This is a genomic window from Sphingobium sp. (assembly GCF_049304695.1).
Classification (GTDB): domain Bacteria; phylum Pseudomonadota; class Alphaproteobacteria; order Sphingomonadales; family Sphingomonadaceae; genus Sphingobium.
In genome coordinates this window covers 116,898-131,766 of sequence record NZ_JBAQOK010000059.1, presented here as the reverse complement: position 1 = coordinate 131,766, position 14,869 = coordinate 116,898, and the positions used below count along the sequence as shown (strand labels likewise).

10 protein-coding genes and 2 pseudogenes are annotated in these 14,869 nt (G+C 61.4%); 7 read left to right on the top strand and 5 right to left on the bottom strand.

Going from position 1 to position 14,869, the window contains the following annotated elements:
- Positions 1-120: 120 nt before the first annotated feature.
- Genes WA070_RS09680 through WA070_RS09670 form a run of 3 tightly spaced genes read left to right on the top strand, consistent with a single transcriptional unit; the run spans position 121 to position 3,616 of the window.
- Positions 121-1,665 (top strand): tyrosine-type recombinase/integrase, encoded by a 1,545-nt coding sequence (locus tag WA070_RS09680; protein ID WP_086400771.1) that lies wholly within the window; start codon positions 121-123, stop codon positions 1,663-1,665.
- Entirely contained in the window at positions 1,662-2,576 is a 915-nt protein-coding gene (locus WA070_RS09675) for a tyrosine-type recombinase/integrase (protein ID WP_030093215.1), read from the top strand. The genes WA070_RS09680 and WA070_RS09675 overlap by 4 nt, the downstream gene beginning before the upstream one ends.
- Positions 2,573-3,616, top strand: a complete 1,044-nt coding sequence (locus WA070_RS09670; RefSeq protein WP_051743976.1) for a tyrosine-type recombinase/integrase — start codon at positions 2,573-2,575, stop codon at positions 3,614-3,616. The genes WA070_RS09675 and WA070_RS09670 overlap by 4 nt, the downstream gene beginning before the upstream one ends.
- A 107-nt stretch (positions 3,617-3,723) precedes the next feature.
- Here WA070_RS09670 and WA070_RS09665 read toward each other — a convergent pair.
- Positions 3,724-6,234 (bottom strand): annotated as a pseudogene (locus tag WA070_RS09665) (strawberry notch-like NTP hydrolase domain-containing protein); the annotation flags it as partial.
- A gap of 129 nt (positions 6,235-6,363) precedes the next feature.
- Here WA070_RS09665 and WA070_RS09660 point away from each other — a divergent pair.
- The gene (locus WA070_RS09660; protein ID WP_169574807.1) at positions 6,364-7,029 is read left to right on the top strand and encodes a UPF0149 family protein; all 666 of its coding nucleotides are present in this window, start codon (positions 6,364-6,366) and stop codon (positions 7,027-7,029) included.
- Positions 7,030-7,214: 185 nt separating this feature from the next.
- Here WA070_RS09660 and WA070_RS09655 read toward each other — a convergent pair whose 3' ends face one another.
- Both WA070_RS09655 and WA070_RS09650 read right to left on the bottom strand, forming a co-directional pair.
- Positions 7,215-7,439: a type II toxin-antitoxin system Phd/YefM family antitoxin gene (locus WA070_RS09655; protein WP_235955184.1), complete on the bottom strand. Its 225-nt coding sequence runs from the start codon at positions 7,437-7,439 to the stop codon at positions 7,215-7,217.
- A gap of 127 nt (positions 7,440-7,566) precedes the next feature.
- Positions 7,567-9,606: a ParB/RepB/Spo0J family partition protein gene (locus WA070_RS09650; RefSeq protein ID WP_169574806.1), complete on the bottom strand. Its 2,040-nt coding sequence runs from the start codon at positions 9,604-9,606 to the stop codon at positions 7,567-7,569.
- Positions 9,607-9,754: 148 nt separating this feature from the next.
- Between WA070_RS09650 and WA070_RS09645 the strand changes: the two genes are divergently transcribed.
- On the top strand, positions 9,755-10,030 hold the full coding sequence (locus WA070_RS09645; protein WP_169574805.1) for an HU family DNA-binding protein: 276 nt from the start codon (positions 9,755-9,757) through the stop codon (positions 10,028-10,030).
- Between the two features lie 57 nt (positions 10,031-10,087).
- On the opposite strand, the gene WA070_RS09640 is transcribed toward WA070_RS09645, so the two are convergent.
- Entirely contained in the window at positions 10,088-10,969 is an 882-nt protein-coding gene (locus WA070_RS09640; protein WP_169574804.1) for a DUF7146 domain-containing protein, read from the bottom strand.
- Between the two features lie 123 nt (positions 10,970-11,092).
- Here WA070_RS09640 and WA070_RS09635 point away from each other — a divergent pair, with 123 nt between their 5' ends.
- Positions 11,093-11,344: a hypothetical protein gene (locus tag WA070_RS09635; RefSeq protein WP_169574803.1), complete on the top strand. Its 252-nt coding sequence runs from the start codon at positions 11,093-11,095 to the stop codon at positions 11,342-11,344.
- Positions 11,345-11,379: 35 nt separating this feature from the next.
- Here WA070_RS09635 and WA070_RS09630 read toward each other — a convergent pair.
- Positions 11,380-11,862, bottom strand: a pseudogene (locus tag WA070_RS09630) (integrase core domain-containing protein); the annotation flags it as partial.
- A gap of 208 nt (positions 11,863-12,070) precedes the next feature.
- On the opposite strand from WA070_RS09630, the gene WA070_RS09625 reads away from it, so the two are divergent.
- Entirely contained in the window at positions 12,071-14,869 is a 2,799-nt protein-coding gene (locus tag WA070_RS09625) for a winged helix-turn-helix domain-containing protein (RefSeq protein ID WP_169574802.1), read from the top strand.

The following is a 14,869-nucleotide window of genomic DNA, read 5'->3' as shown; positions in this document are numbered from 1 at the left end:
TTCTTTGCAGTCGAGATTTATGTCGAGCGGTTCGCACGCAGGCGCGGATTTACGGGATGAAGACATCGATTTTACTCCAGATAATTAAGGTGCCCCCAGCCCCAACAAGCTGGAGGATCTATGACGTCGCCAAAAACGGTCGTTTCATACGGACGGCCCAAGCCCTGGACGGGAGACACTCCCACCCCAGATACTCTATCCACCGCCTTCCACTCTTCTCTTCTGGGGACTGCGGCAGTTGCAGCGGGGCTTTACAAAACGGCCGCTCGCCATTTCCTGTACTGGATCGATCAGCAGGGCATCGCGGTCTCGATTGTTGATGACGCTGTCGTCCGCCGCTTCGAGAAGCATCGGTGTCGCTGTCGGGGTTTTTCCCGCCATGAGCCCAACCGTCCGAAGTTCACCAGCAAGGTTCGGCGGTTTGTTCGCTTCCTGGAGGACCGGGGTATGGTCGCCGTGCCCGATGATATCGATCATCTGGACACGGCGTTGGCGGATTACGCGACATTCCTCGTGCAGGAGCATTACAGCGCGGCGAGCATCAAGAGCTACCGTTCGGAGGCAGCGCACTTTGCCGCGTGGGTGCGCGTTTCTCGCCTGCGCTGGCAGGATGTCACTGATAAGCATGTTGCCTTGTATGCTGGCCACAGCTGTCGTTGCCCGGTTTACCGCAAGCGCGGAACGCTGATCGGCCATCACGGTCCGTTACGCCGCAGTAAGGGCGCGCGGCGCTTCCTTGGATTTTTGCGCGACCGGCAGATACTTCCGCAGGCAGAGAGCCAACCGTATGAAGACGAGGATCTGACAGCCTATAAGGCTTGGCTGAAGGCCCATTGCGGCAGTTCGGCTGCGACGATCCGTCGTTACAGCGACGAAGTGAAGCGCTGGTATTTGTTGCTCGGTCCGCCATCGGATCTGGACGCGGCTACCATCAGAAGAATCGTTAGCCACCGCATCACCGAGGTGCCCGGTTCTGCACCGACCGTCGCCGGCATCATACGGAGCTATGTGCGCTTTCTTGTCTCACGCGGGGAGTGTGACGCGGCGTTGCAACATGCCTTTCCGCCCATCAGGCGCTATCGGCTCGGCACCCTGCCACGCTATATGGACGAGGCGACGGTCGAGGGGATCATTGCGTCCTGCAAAACCGATACTGCGGTCGAGATTCGTGACAAGGCCATCATCCTTCTACTTGCCAGGCTCGGCCTGCGAGCCGGTGACATTTGGCAGCTCCGTCTAGCGGATATCGACTGGAACGAAGGATGTCTGAGGGTTTGCGGCAAGAGCAGGCGGCCCGATCGCCTGCCGCTGCCCCAGGATGTAGGGGATGCGATCCTCGACTATATCGAGCGGGCCCGCCCACCGATAGACGAGGAGCGGTTGTTCGTTCGGGTGCAACCTCCATTCCGGCCGTTCAACTCGTCGGCCGAGATCGCAGGCATCGTAGCGCGTGTATTCCATCGGGGCGCCATCGAGGGCGTGCCGACGGGTGCCCATGCCTTCCGGCATTCGCTGGCAACACGGATGCTGCGCGCCGGCGCCGGCCTTGAATCGGTCGGCACGATCCTGCGCCACCGTTCCCCGGCGACCACCGCCATCTACGCCAAGGTCGACGTCCCGATGCTGCTCAAGGTCGCTCAGGATTGGCCGGGAGACGCGGCATGATGAACGCTCAGATCGAACGCTATGTCGCGTTACATCGCAGTTTCGGCCGCAAGTTTGACGCGCAGGAACGGTGGCTCCGTCTCTTTGCCAGCTATGCCAACGACCTCGGCGATCGGCACATCAAAGTCGAGCGGATCTACGATTGGTGCCGATCGGCCAGTTCCCAGAACGTGGCCCGGGACAGGTTCGACCACCTCCGCCGCTTCTGCCTCTATGCCCATGCCGAGGATCAGCAGCATCAGGTGCCGCCAGCAGGCGTCTTCGGAAGAGGGAAGCGACGCCGCCCGACACCACATATCATCGAGCCCGAACAACTCAGAGCGATCATGCAGGCCGCCCTTGATCTTCCGCCCAAAGGCAAGATCAGCCCGCATACTTACCACTACCTGTTCGGCCTGCTGGCGACGACCGGCCTGCGGATATCCGAGGCGCTCGCACTCCAGTGTAATGATGTGGTCGACGACGGCCTCGTTATCCGGAACGGCAAATTCGGCAAGCAACGCCTCCTGCCGATCCAGCCATCAACGCGAGAGGCGCTCGATACGTATCTCAGCATTCGCAGAAGGCTGAACGCCCGCGGCGATGATCTGTTCGTCACCACGAGAGGCCGGGCGCCACACCAGACGGTCGTTCACATCGTCTTCGTCAGATTGGCTCGTAAGCTGGGTTTCCGCGGTCCGACCGGAACCAAGGGCATTCGCGTCCACGACCTGAGGCACACCTTCGCCGTTCGGTCGCTGGAGTCCTGCCAGCACGATCGGGAGGCGATCCGGCATCACTTAGCAGCGCTCAGCACCTATCTTGGCCATACGGATGTAGCCAACACATACTGGTATCTCGAAGCAACACCGGTCCTCCTTCGTGACATCGCCGCAGCAGGTGAGCAGCTTTTCCGAGGAGACGCAGCATGACCGCGCTCGCCACCCATCTCGCTGCGTTCCTGCGCGAACATCTGCCTCGCGAACGCAACGTCAGCCCACATACGGTGACGACCTACGCGAACTGCTTCGCGCTTCTGGTCCGGTTCGCAGCCAACCACCTGAAGCGGCGCCCCACCGACTTGACGATTGAGGATTTCGATCCCGCGCTGATCATGGCGTTTCTCGACCATTCGGAGGAGGCAAGGAAGAACAGTCCCAGAACCCGCAATGCCAGGCTTGCGGCGATCCGGGCGTTCTTCCGTTACGTCGAGTATCGCGTCCCAGCCTGCCTCGATCTCGCGCTGCGTGTACGTGCCGTGCCGACAAAGCGGACCGACACGACCCTGATCGACTATCTGACGCGGGACGAGATCACCGCGCTGCTCGATGCACCCGATCCTCAGTCTCGCCTGGGCACCCGGGATCGCGCCATGTTGCACCTCGCCTACGCTGGCGGTCTGCGGGTCGCCGAGTTGTTGTCGCTACAGATGCAGGACTTTCCGGAACGCTCGCTCGCAACGGTCCACATCATCGGCAAGGGGCGGCGCGAACGCATCCTCCCTCTCTGGCGCGAGACACAGGCAAGTCTTCGGGCCTGGCTTGCTGTTCGCCCGCAATGTCAGGCGATGGAGATATTTCTGAACGCTCATGGCGAGCCGATGACGCGCGACGGATTTGCGTTCAGGCTCGCCAAGCATGTAGCCACGGCGGCGAAGAAGCAGCCGTCGCTGCTGCGCAAGCGGGTCACGCCCCACGTGCTCCGGCATTCCTGCGCGATGCACACGCTCGCTGCGACCGGCGACATCCGCAAAGTGGCGCTCTGGCTTGGGCATGCCAGTATCCAGAGCACGGAAGCCTATCTGCGGGCCGACCCCGAGGAAAAGCTGCAAATCCTCGCTGCGCATGGGTCGCCATTGGTCAAGCCAGGCCGCTTCAGGCCGCCAGCGGATCCGCTGATCATGATGCTCAACGACGTTCGAAAACGAGCATCGCCCCGGGGCCGTAGCGCGCCTGGCATCCAGTCACCTTAATTATCTGGAGTAAAACCGATGTCTTCATCCCGTAAATCCGCGCCTGCGCGCGAACCGCTCGACATAAATCTCGACTGCAAAGAAACCTTGTTATCTGGAGATCCAGATAAGACGAATTCCTTTGGAGAAACCTCAATGTCCATCGTCGCCCGTTCCTGGGCGGAAAGTTCGGATAGACGCCGATCCATCATGGCCTCGCCCGTGCTGGCGAGTTGCACCAGCACTACATTGTCCGACGCCAGCTCCTGCTCGATCGCGTTGATGAGCGAGGGCATTTTCATGCTGACAAGAAGGCTGGAAAAGAAGCGCAATTTCGCAGATTCAAAGGTGCTCAGAGCTGACCCGCGCGCCCGAGCGTTCTGGGTCTTGCCCGACATTCTATCGACGATGCCGATCTCGGCCAGCACGTCGTGCAATCCGCGATGAATGATGCTCCAGCTATCTGCGTAGGCATCGTAGATCGAAATCTGATCTGGCGTCAGCGCATGTTCCAACGGCTCATATTCGACGCCCGCAAAGCTCAACGCCCGGGCCGTGTAGAGGCCCATAGCCTTGAGATCCCGGCACACGACCTCAAGGGCTGCGATACCACCCTCTTCCATCGCCTTCATGAACATGTCGCGCGTGGCAAAGGCAGTGCCCGGTCCCCAGAGCCCCAGGCGAACAGCATAGGAGAGATTGTCCGGCCTGGCCGCGCCGGTCGCGGACATGTAGAGAATGCGAGCGCGCGGAAGCGCATTTTGCAATCGAACGCCGGCAAGCCCCTGTTCCGAGCCTTGCGCTTTGCCAAAATCCGTCTCGGTCCCGCCTGCGTGCGCCATCGCGTGAGACTCGTCGAAGACGATTACGCCGACGAAATCCTCGCCAGTCCAGTCCAGTAGTTGTTGCAGGCGGGAGGCTGTATCGTGGCGCGCGGAGCGCAAGGCGGCGTAAGTGAGGAAGATAATGCCGCTTTCCATCGTGATCGACGTACCCAGGGGAAAGTTTGAAATCGGCTGAATATCGATGGCAAGCCCGCCCAGCGCCGTCCAGTCGCGGCGGGCGTCCTCGATGAGGTCGGCCATGGAAATCCAGATCGCGCGGCGATTGGCCCGGTTCCATTGATCAAGGATGATGCCCGCCGCCTCGCGACCCTTGCCCACACCAGTACCGTCAGCGATGAAAAAGCCGGTCCGATAGGCTTTGCCTTCCCTGTCCTCGATCAGGCGATCGCCGGCGAGGTTAGATGAAAAGCGGCCGACAAGATCGCGCGTATGCGCTTCCCCGGCATAAATGACGGTTTCAAGCTGCGCCTCTGACAGCGCCTTGGCCGCGCGGTCCTGGAGCAGGGGTTGATAGCGCGGCACCGGCAGGGACACCGAGGCCATGGCAATGGATTCGACAAGAACATCGGGATGCCCGGAGGCAGCATCGATGGAGATCCGTGCGGGCCGCCAGGCAGAATAGATGCCCACGGTCTCGCCGGGAGCAAGCGGCGCCTCCCGAACCACATATGTGATTGGCCGCGCGTCCTTTGCCACCGCTGCAACGCGCGACGGCGGCGCAAGCCTTTGCCCGCTCATATGCGCAAAGAGGTTTCCTCGCGCGACATTAGTGGCTGGTCGCGAAGGCAAAAGACCAACGGCGGGCGGCGCAAGGAAAGGTGGAGGCTGCAGGGGATCCAGCCGATCAGGGATGGCGAGGACGAGGTCCAGTGCTGCCTCGATGTCGCGGGCGACGTGACGCTCCGGCACGCCGATCCATCCCTTGTCGAAGATCAGCAGACGCACATCGATCCCCGTTCCATGTTTGGCATAGGGGCTGCCCGATATGGCGATTTCGATGCGGGGCGGCACAAGCTCCGCGACTAGATTGTAGCCAAGCGCGGCCGAACCTTCTGGCGAGAAGCTTGTCGGCATGATGGCGACGCATCGCCCGCTTTGTGCGAGAGATGCAAGCGCGCCGCGCAGGTGGCGCGCGCCGGCATGGCGATCGATCCCGCGGCCAACGCTCCGACTGAAGGGAGGATTGATCAGCACCAGCGTGGGAATCTGCTCGGTGGTCAGCATATCCTGAATATGTTCGGCATCATGGCGTGTCACGATCTCGCCCAAGCTTCGGGACAGCAGGTCGGCGCGGGCGGGATCATGCTCGTTAAGCAGCAGCCGCGCGCCTGCGCGTGCGCCATGGACCGCCAGCATGCCGGTGCCGGCCGAGGGCTCGAGCAGGATATCGTCCGAACGACAGCGTGCCGCCATGGCTGCGAGCCAGGCGAGGCTGAGGGGCGTGCTGAACTGCTGGAGCTCGACCTGCTTTTCCGAGCGGTAGGTCTGCGTGGGCAATCCGCGCTCAAATTGCCGCAGTCGTTGGAAGATGTCGGCAGGTGTTCCTGCCAGAAGCGCGCATTGCGGATCGGCGAGGTGCAGGACCTGCGCGGTTTCCAGCGCATCATATGCATCGCGCATCGACCATGCACCGCCGGCATCATCTTCGCCGAACGCCTGGGCCATCATGCGCTTGAGTGACTGGCGATTGACCATGCCGCCATTGCGCAGGCGGTGGGCAAGAGACTGGGCAACCTCGAACAGGCGTGCGGGCGCGTCGTGGGTTTGCGACAAAGCGAGTTGGGGCAAGGTCATGGGCACCTCATGCGAGAATAGGACAATCCGGCTTTCCCTTTCCCGCTCTCCTTCATTCCGGCCCCTGACTGTTCAGGACGGATAGATCAGACCCGGTGACGGGGGATCGGCTCGAGGCTATGGAAGAGCATGGCTATTCCACTCGACTATCTCGGCGAACTCGATCGGCTGCTGCTTGATCAGGGCGAGGATTGCATGCTGCTGTCGCAGCTCGACGGCTTCCTCACCGGAATCCTCGTCAGCCCCGATCTGCTTGCACCCAGCCAATGGCTGAAGAAGATCTGGGCTGGTGATGACGGCACGGGCATGCTGCAGTTTAGTGAAATGGGCGATTTCCAGCATTTCACAGACCTCATCATGCACCATTATCACGTCATCCTGGCCTGCCTGGGTCAGCCGGGCAGCTTCGAACCGGTGTTCGAAATCGACACGCGAACGGACGAGACATTGTGGGAGATGTGGATCGAGGGTTTCGGACAGGCAATGGATCTCGCCCTTTCGGGCTGGCAGCGTGTCCTCAATGACGATGATCCCGGTTGCCGCGCCGCGATCGAGGGTATTCGCGAACTTCGCGCGTTTGCCGATGGGACGAAAAAGCTGACTCTCACTGCGGAAGACCAATGGGATCGGGAAGCACCTGACCTGATCCCGATCTGGATCGAGATGCTGCACCAGTGGCGGATTGAAAATGACCCCTACCGACCGGTCACCATCAAGCGCGAAAAGACGGGGCGTAACGATCCATGTCCCTGCGGGTCGGATACCAAGTACAAGAAGTGCTGCGGCTTGAACTAAATGATCGCGGACAACTGCGGGCGCGGCATGACCGTCAGATGGGTCTTCCTCTGCGCGCTTCCAAACCCGTCAACCCGATGAAGTTAAACGGCGATCGACATCCGCCCCGACTGAAATCGTCTCCGACAAAAGCAGCAGACACGTTCGCTCTTTCACGTGCCGACCGCAATCATCCGGGCATGCCCTCATCGCCATAAAGTAAAGTCCTGGCTATTTGCCGCATTGGGGCCAGTTGTCGTCTTGGCTGTGGCGGCCAAGCGCATCTCTTCCAGCAAAACGAGGCGGCTGGCCCTGTCAGTAGGCATATTGACCGGAACAAGACGGACAGCAGCGTGCCCCTCACGGGTCAGGATGATTTCTTCCCCCGCTTCCGAGCGCCGAACAAAGGTCGATGAGTTGGCCTGCCGCATCAGATATGGAAATATGCATGGGCCATTATCCCTGGCGATTAAGAGCAGCGGCTCATTTTAGACCGTTGCACAGTTCCATCCAAGGCCGAAACCGGGGGCGGTGACTAAGCCCTGCCCCCGGCCATGTTCAGGCGGCTTGCGCGAAGCTTTGGTCGCCTTCGTTGCCACCTTCCTTGTTCACCATGTCCGCCAGGTCGTGCCCGCTATTGTCGGGCGAGGTCGGCTCTTCGCCGTTTTCCGGGGCAGCGAACCGCATTTCGTCGGGTAGCCAGAGGAGCGCCCGTTCCTGGATTTCGGGCTCGATGATGACATCGCCACCAAATAGCCGCTCGGCCGACGCGGCCAGATCGTGCTTCTTCGACCCGGAATAACGCATGCGAAGTTCCAGTCCGCCAATCTTTTCGAACAAGGCGAGGATGCCTGGCTTGGTCAGCTTGTCGAAGTAGGTGAGCGCCGTCGGCCGCCACCAGGCCGCGACATCGATCCCGAGCTTGCGGCCCAGATGATCGAGAAAGCCTGCCTCGCGTCGTCCGGCAGGAACGGCATGAAGCGTGCGCGCGATCGCCCATCCGAGCCAGGCCGCACGTGCATCGTCGGGCAGCGCACAGAAGGCATCATAACGATCTGGAACGGCCTGGTGGTGGAGCCAGCTCCGATCGAGTGCCTCGTCGAGCTTCGTCCATTCACCCGCCGCCGCCGTTTCCGGCTTGAAGTCGGGCAAGAGACGGGAAGGCACCGAAGCCCGCAGATCGCTCGGCATGTCGAAGGACGCCAGGCGGGATTCACGATCGACCATGATGAAGGTGCCCAGATCTAGCGCGAATGCGGGATCACTGGCGACGTGGACCGCAAGAAGTTCAGTCTTCATCATCGCCAACATTTCGCGAAGGCGCTGGCTCATCACCGGGCGAGCGTCATCGGCGGTATCGTTCTCCTGCGTTTCAACGCTGGCATTATCGTCGCCCTCGTCGCCGTCATCATCGGCCTCGCCGCTCTCTTCATCAGACACCGGCGCGACATAGAGTTGATGATGGATTTGCGGCGTGCCGTCTTGGCCGAGCACCACATAGCCAAGAGCGGTCGCTTTCTGCTCAGGATCGATCACAACCTCGCGCTCAATGATCGCCGTGAGTTCCGCCTGGAGGGCAGCATAGCGCTGTTCCTCATCCTCTTCCGGCTCATAGGCCTCGTTTTCGGCAAGCAGTTCAATCTCGGCAATCTCCTCCTCAATCTCCTGTTTACGCGCTTCCTGCTCCTGCGTGAGCGGTTCGGCCACGCCGGTCAGCGGCTGCAGCGCATAGGTCTCCATATAGGGGATTCGCGCGCCGGTGACGATGCGCACTTCCCCCAGGCCTTCGCGCTCACGCATTGCCTCGGCCTGCGCGGCGAGTTTCGTCTCCGCCAGATCATCGAGAATATGGGTGTCGATCCAGCGCTCGTCGGCTGCAGTGGAGAACAGGTCCGCGTCCTCGACACGGCCACCTGCCGCGATATAGGAATCCCGCCCGACCAGCAGGGCCTTTGGGTCGGTTGCGCGATAGCTGTAGCCATTGAGCGCCCGTCGGATTTCATTCACATTGTCGCGGGAATAGCTGCCTCTCAGCGATTCCCATATCGCCGTTTGACGGGCGGTGTCCGCGGTCGTCGCATAGGCCTTGGCCACATCGAGCGTGATTTCGTCAGCCTCGAGCGCATCGAAGATCGGCTGGGCGAGGTTCGCGAGACGCAAGCGCCCGACGACAAAGCGTTCCTCGATGCCGAAGCGCTTGGCGATCTCCGCCGTGCTGCGGCCCTCGACCTCGATCAGATCGCGAAATGCCAGACAATCTTCGGCAGGCGACATCTGCAGCCGGTCATAATTTTCAGCAAGGCTGATTTCGCGGCCGTCCTTCGCTTTGGCAAGAACAAGGACGGGGACATCATAATCGGCAGGCAGCGTTCCCTTCTCGATCAGGCGATGGATCGCATCAAGGCGGCGGCCACCGGCCGTGATGCGATAATGACCTTTCTTACGGGAGACCGGCACGCCAACGAGATTCTGGATGAGCCCATGTCCGGCGATGCTGGCTTCGAGTTCAGCGTCAGCGCGCGGATCAGTCCGCTTGCGCACATTGACGGGCGACTTGGTGAGATGGGTTGCCGGGATGAGGATGGATGGTTTGGTCATGCAACAAACTCCGCAAAAGCCGCGGCCCGCACATCGAACCGCGCATTCGCCACCCTCCCCCTCTCCTTTCGTTTGCGCCGTTTTGAGGCGTGACGGCAGGGTGCCGTGCCGCTAGACACGGCAGCTGCATAATTTCAGGAGGACGTTTATGAACAATTCCGAGCTGGCTGAAGCGCTCAGCGCCGATCATGGACTGACCAAGGCTGATGCACGCAAACTCGTCGATGCCCTGTTTGGGGTCATTGCCGACGCAGCGGCCAAAGGGGACGAGATTTCCCTGAACGGCTTCGGCAAGTTCAAGGTCAAGGACGTCGCGGCACGCGAGGGCCGCAATCCGGCGACCGGCGAAACTATCGCGATCAAGGCGTCCAAGAAGCTGACGTTCACGCCCGCCAAGGCGATCAAGGACCGTCTTAACGGCTGACCTATATCGCTGCTCTGCTGCCAACAGGTGCAGGGCAGCGGAGCCGCATCATGGTAATCAGGCAGCGCGTGACTGCCCTTCCAGTACATCCGCCCAATCATTATTGGGCGGCGGCGGCCACGCGCTGATGATCTCAAGGCCAGGACGCTCATAGGCGAGGCGCGCATTTTTGTTGGCTTTCCATCCAGCCTCATCCCGGTCGAACAGCAGAACGAGGCGTTCGAGACTGTCGGGTAGCAGGATATGGCCGGCCCGTTCTGTCCCGAGGATCGCCCATACCGGGATCTTGTGCAGTTGCATCGCCGCCAGCGCGGTCTCGATGCCTTCGGCGAGGCCGAGCACCGAAGCGGGAGGCATGAGTTGTACCGCGCCGCGCCCCGGACGTCCGAGCATCATGCGGGGATCGGCCAAATCCTTTGCCTTGGTGGCGGTTGCGGCATCAAGAAAGGTGCGGTGGACGGCAACGATCTGCCGCCGCTCCCGTACGGCGGCAATCATGGCGGGCCGGAACAGCGCGCGGTTGCCTCGTCCCAGCGGCGTTCGTAGATGATAGCGCAGATCATGCCAGGGCGGCGTGAGCAGGCGCCCAGACAGGTAGCTTTGCGCAGGCGTGCCCACGAGGGCTGCGGAGGCGTTCCATATGCGTAGGGCTGGCCCTGCACCCGCGTGAGGCGAGGGCACGTTGCGCGACAAATCGGAAATGTGGCGGTCCGCAAAAGGCAGGCGTAAATGCCGGATTGCTCGCAGGACGTCTCTCGTGTCGCAACCGGCAAAGCATTTAAAGAGCAGCGCGCGCCTGCCAACACGGATAGAGAGGCTTGGATTATGGTCATCATGGGCCGGACACAGGCACAGGCCGCGATCTTGCTGCCATGTTCCGCCCAGCTTCTTGCAGAGGGTTGCGCCTTCAAATTCCAGTTTGAGAGATTTCATCGTCATAGTCTCGCCTAGGTTCATTTCCCCTCTCAGCCTCCCCTCCAGTGCGATCGATCCTTTTGCACTTGCGAACCAGGCGGACTTCCGAATTGATTGGGTCTCGAGCGTTATCAGGAATCAGACGGGATGATGCTGTTCGATCTCTTCATAATCGAGCAGCAGAATTTGGATGAAGTACTGAGGCAATTTTTGCCCAATGCCGCCGATACGAGACAAGCGGGTGTCTATCGCAGGACCATCGAAATGTTGGGTGATGATCTACTTGATCGCATTCTCCATCCCCGTGATCGCATGCGAATTTTCATCAGGTTGTCGGGCCGGACGCGGGCAGAAATGGCCAAGGTGATGCATAGTCTTGCGACACCGCTGCTTGAATGAGTGCCCAGATGACCTGCCCCCCGTCAGTCCCTCGATCATAACGAGGCTCTTGCGGTTAAATACGATGGCCCCTGCGGCTGCACAAGCGCGTCGGGCGTGATGCTCTCGTCTTGCTCGAACGCCCGGCGCGTTTGTGCAGGCGTCCGATTTCCCAACGACGAGTGGGACCGAACATTGTTGTAATCGTAGCGCCAGATGGCCAGCTTCCGGCGGGCATCGGCCAGGCTGTCAAACAACTCCTCGCTGAGCAGTTCATCGTGCAGCGAGCCGTTGCAGCACTCGATGAACCCATTCTGCTGAGGCTTGCCCAGGTCGATGTTATGCCACTCGACCTTATTCTTGCCAGCCCATTCCAGGATCGCCCGACTGGTGAACTCGGTTCCGTTATCGCTGACAATGTAAGCCGGTTTGCCATAGAGCCGTACCAGCGTATCGAGTTCACGCGCCACTTGGGCACCCGAGATGCTGGTGTGGCCGACCAAGCATAGTTTCTCCCGGCGGGAGTCGACCAAAGCCAGTCGTTCACTCCACCGCCTGTGAACGTCCAGTATTGCCGGAAGCTGACGATCGCACGGGTCAAGCGCGCGATCGTCAACGCGCCTTATTTCGATTGACCGGTTGGCCGGCCACCAATTCCGAAAGCGCATTCAGTAGATGCTATCACTCGCGCAAACAGGGTCCGAAGGCTTCAGGCAGGAGCACGGACATGATCTGCAACCGCTAGCGATGGCGCACCCACTGCGCTACAACAGCCCCGATGTACGCGTAAGTAATTGTTTGGCGTTAAACGAAGGGCAATACCAGTTGCAGACCGAACGATCGTCTTTCCGGTTCGGTGAGTTCGAATTGATCCCGGATCGTCAGGCGCTGCTGCACCGCGGAGAACCTATCAGCCTGGGCGGACGGGCGTTCGACATTTTGACGCTACTCGTTCGCCGCGCTGGCGAAATAGTCAGCAAAGCCGAACTGTTCGCTCACGTCTGGCCCGGCTATCTGGTGCATGAGCATAATCTGAAGGTGAACGTCGGCAATCTGCGGCGCGCTCTGGCGGCTTGCGATCCGGCAACCGACTACGTCGCCACAATCGCGGGCCGGGGCTATAAATTCGTCGCAGCATTGGACTCGGCCAAAGAGATACACTTGGCACCTTCAGCCGGACCTGACGGGCCGCGCCTGTCGCCTCCACCCAGCGCGCCTCACCTCTACGGGCGCGAAGATGCGATTCACCAAATTGCCGAGCGCATGCGGCAGAATGGCTATGTCACGATCGTCGGTCCCGGAGGCGCGGGCAAAACATCGATCGCGGTCACTGCCGCACAGTATTGCCGGACCGCCGGTCAGCCTGTCGCCTTCGTCGATCTGTCGACCCTTAACAGCGCCCAGTTCGTGATTCCGGCGATGGCGGCGGCGCTCGGTATTTCACTGGGCATCGACGACCCGATCGCCGGTGTCATCGCTCTGCTGCGTGCCGAGCGTCCGATCCTTATTATTGACAATTGCGAGCATGTGATCGCCACGACAGCAGCCCTGCTGGAGCGGATTTCCCACGCTGTGCCCGATGCCCAGATCGTCGCAACAAGTCGTGAGCCACTGCGCACCCGGCACGAACAGGTGCTTCACCTGGCCAAACTCGGTTTTCCCGAACCAGGCACGGCCACGAGCTTTGAGGAGGCTTTGCAGTATCCTGCCGTTCGCCTGTTCCTTGCCAAGGCAGGGCGCGCCGAGGATGCGGACCTCGATCCTGCCTATGTGCAAGCCGTGGCGGCAATCTGCGCGCGGCTCGATGGACTCGCTTTGGCGATCGAACTCGCTGCAGGGACTGCAGGTGGCTTCGACGCCGATGCGCTGACAGACCTTTTCCGGGACGGCTTTGGCGCGATGCACCGCGGGCCGCGTGATACTCCGCTGCGACACCAGACACTCGAGGCCGCGCTGGACTGGAGTTACCGCCTTTTGCCGGAACACGAAGCGGTGCTCCTGGAACTGCTGTCGGTGTTTGCCGGCCGGTTCAGCGCTGAGGACGCGGAAAGCATTTATGCCGCAGGCGGGCTCGATTCGATGGCGGGGCGTGACGGGCTCGGCCAGTTAGTCGCCAAGTCCTTGGTTTCCGCGGACGTGATTGCGGGCACGCTGCGCTATCGCCTCGTCGAAAGCACCTGGATTTACGCCTCGCAGCGTTTGCTGGGATCACACCATATCGATGTGGCGAAACGACTGTTCGCGGCCCGTGTCCTGGCTCGTATGCAGCAGGCGGAACGCGAATGGTCCTACCAGAGCTCCCGCGAATGGCTGGGTCGGTACGGAGAGCAGATGGATGATCTGCGCGCTGCGATCCGCTGGGCCTTCGGTCCTGGTGGCGACGCGCGCATCGGCATCGACCTGGTCGCCGCCGCGCTGCCGCTGTGGCAGGAACTGTCGGCTTTCCAGGAGATGCTGGCCGCGATCGAGCAGGCCCTGGTGTCTGGCGGCGACGGCGACCTGTCGCTGCGGAGTCGTGCCCGAATGCTTATGGCGCAGGCCTGGGCCATGACACTTGCCAGTCAAGTACATCCACGGACGGGTGAGGTCTGGCGCGAAAGCATTAGGTGTGCCGACGCCGCGCGGGACGGTGATCTTGCCCTCCAAGCCGTATGCGGCGAGGCCGTCTACCTCGCCTATTCCGGCCGGCCGATGAAGGCGCTGCGCAGCATGCTGGACTTTGCCAAGTCGGCTGATGTCGATTGGACGAAGGCGCCGGGCGGAATGAGATTTCTCGCGCACGACGAAATCTATATCGGGCGCCTGGCTTCGGCGGACTCCCGCTTGCAGTTCCTGCAGCAAGCCTGGGGAGAGGCAGGAGACGAGCAAGGCCTGTCGCGCTTCCAGGTCGACCTGCCCGTCGCGATCGACCTGTCCTCGTCACTTCTCGCTTGGCTGCAAGGCCGTAGCGCGGCATCGGCCGAACTCGCAGATCGCGCCGTCGCGAGGGCGAGCAGCCTCGACCACATGATTTCACTTGGCAACGCCATCTGCCTGGCGGGGCTGCCGACAGCCTTCCTTGATGGACAGTTGGCGCGGGCCGAAGATCTACAACGCAGGCTGGCCGAGGTGGCACGGCGCGAGAGCGTCGGCATCTACGAGGGAACTGCGCGCTTCTTCGCTGGGGCAATCGCGGCGGCGCGAGGTCACGGCGATGGGCTGGAGACGATGGCAAACAGTATCGATGCGCTGTGGGCTAGCGGATGGCGCTTGCGCACGAGTCTCTATCGCAGCCTCCTCGCCGAGGCTTGGCTGCGCGCTGGCGACTGCGAGCGCGCGGCGCGGGCTCTGCGACCCGTCCTCGAATGGCGTGATGTCCGCCAGGAACGCTGGTCGCACCGAGAACTGTGGCGCGTCGCGGCGCTTATCGCGGCCCAATCAGGGAAAAGGGACGTCGCCGGGCGGTACTTTCGCCGGGGCTTTTCCCGGTCTGCGTCCATGGGAACCGCGGCGTTTACCCGTCGGATCGAAGCATCGATTGCGGAGTCAGGGATCCGACCTGATTAA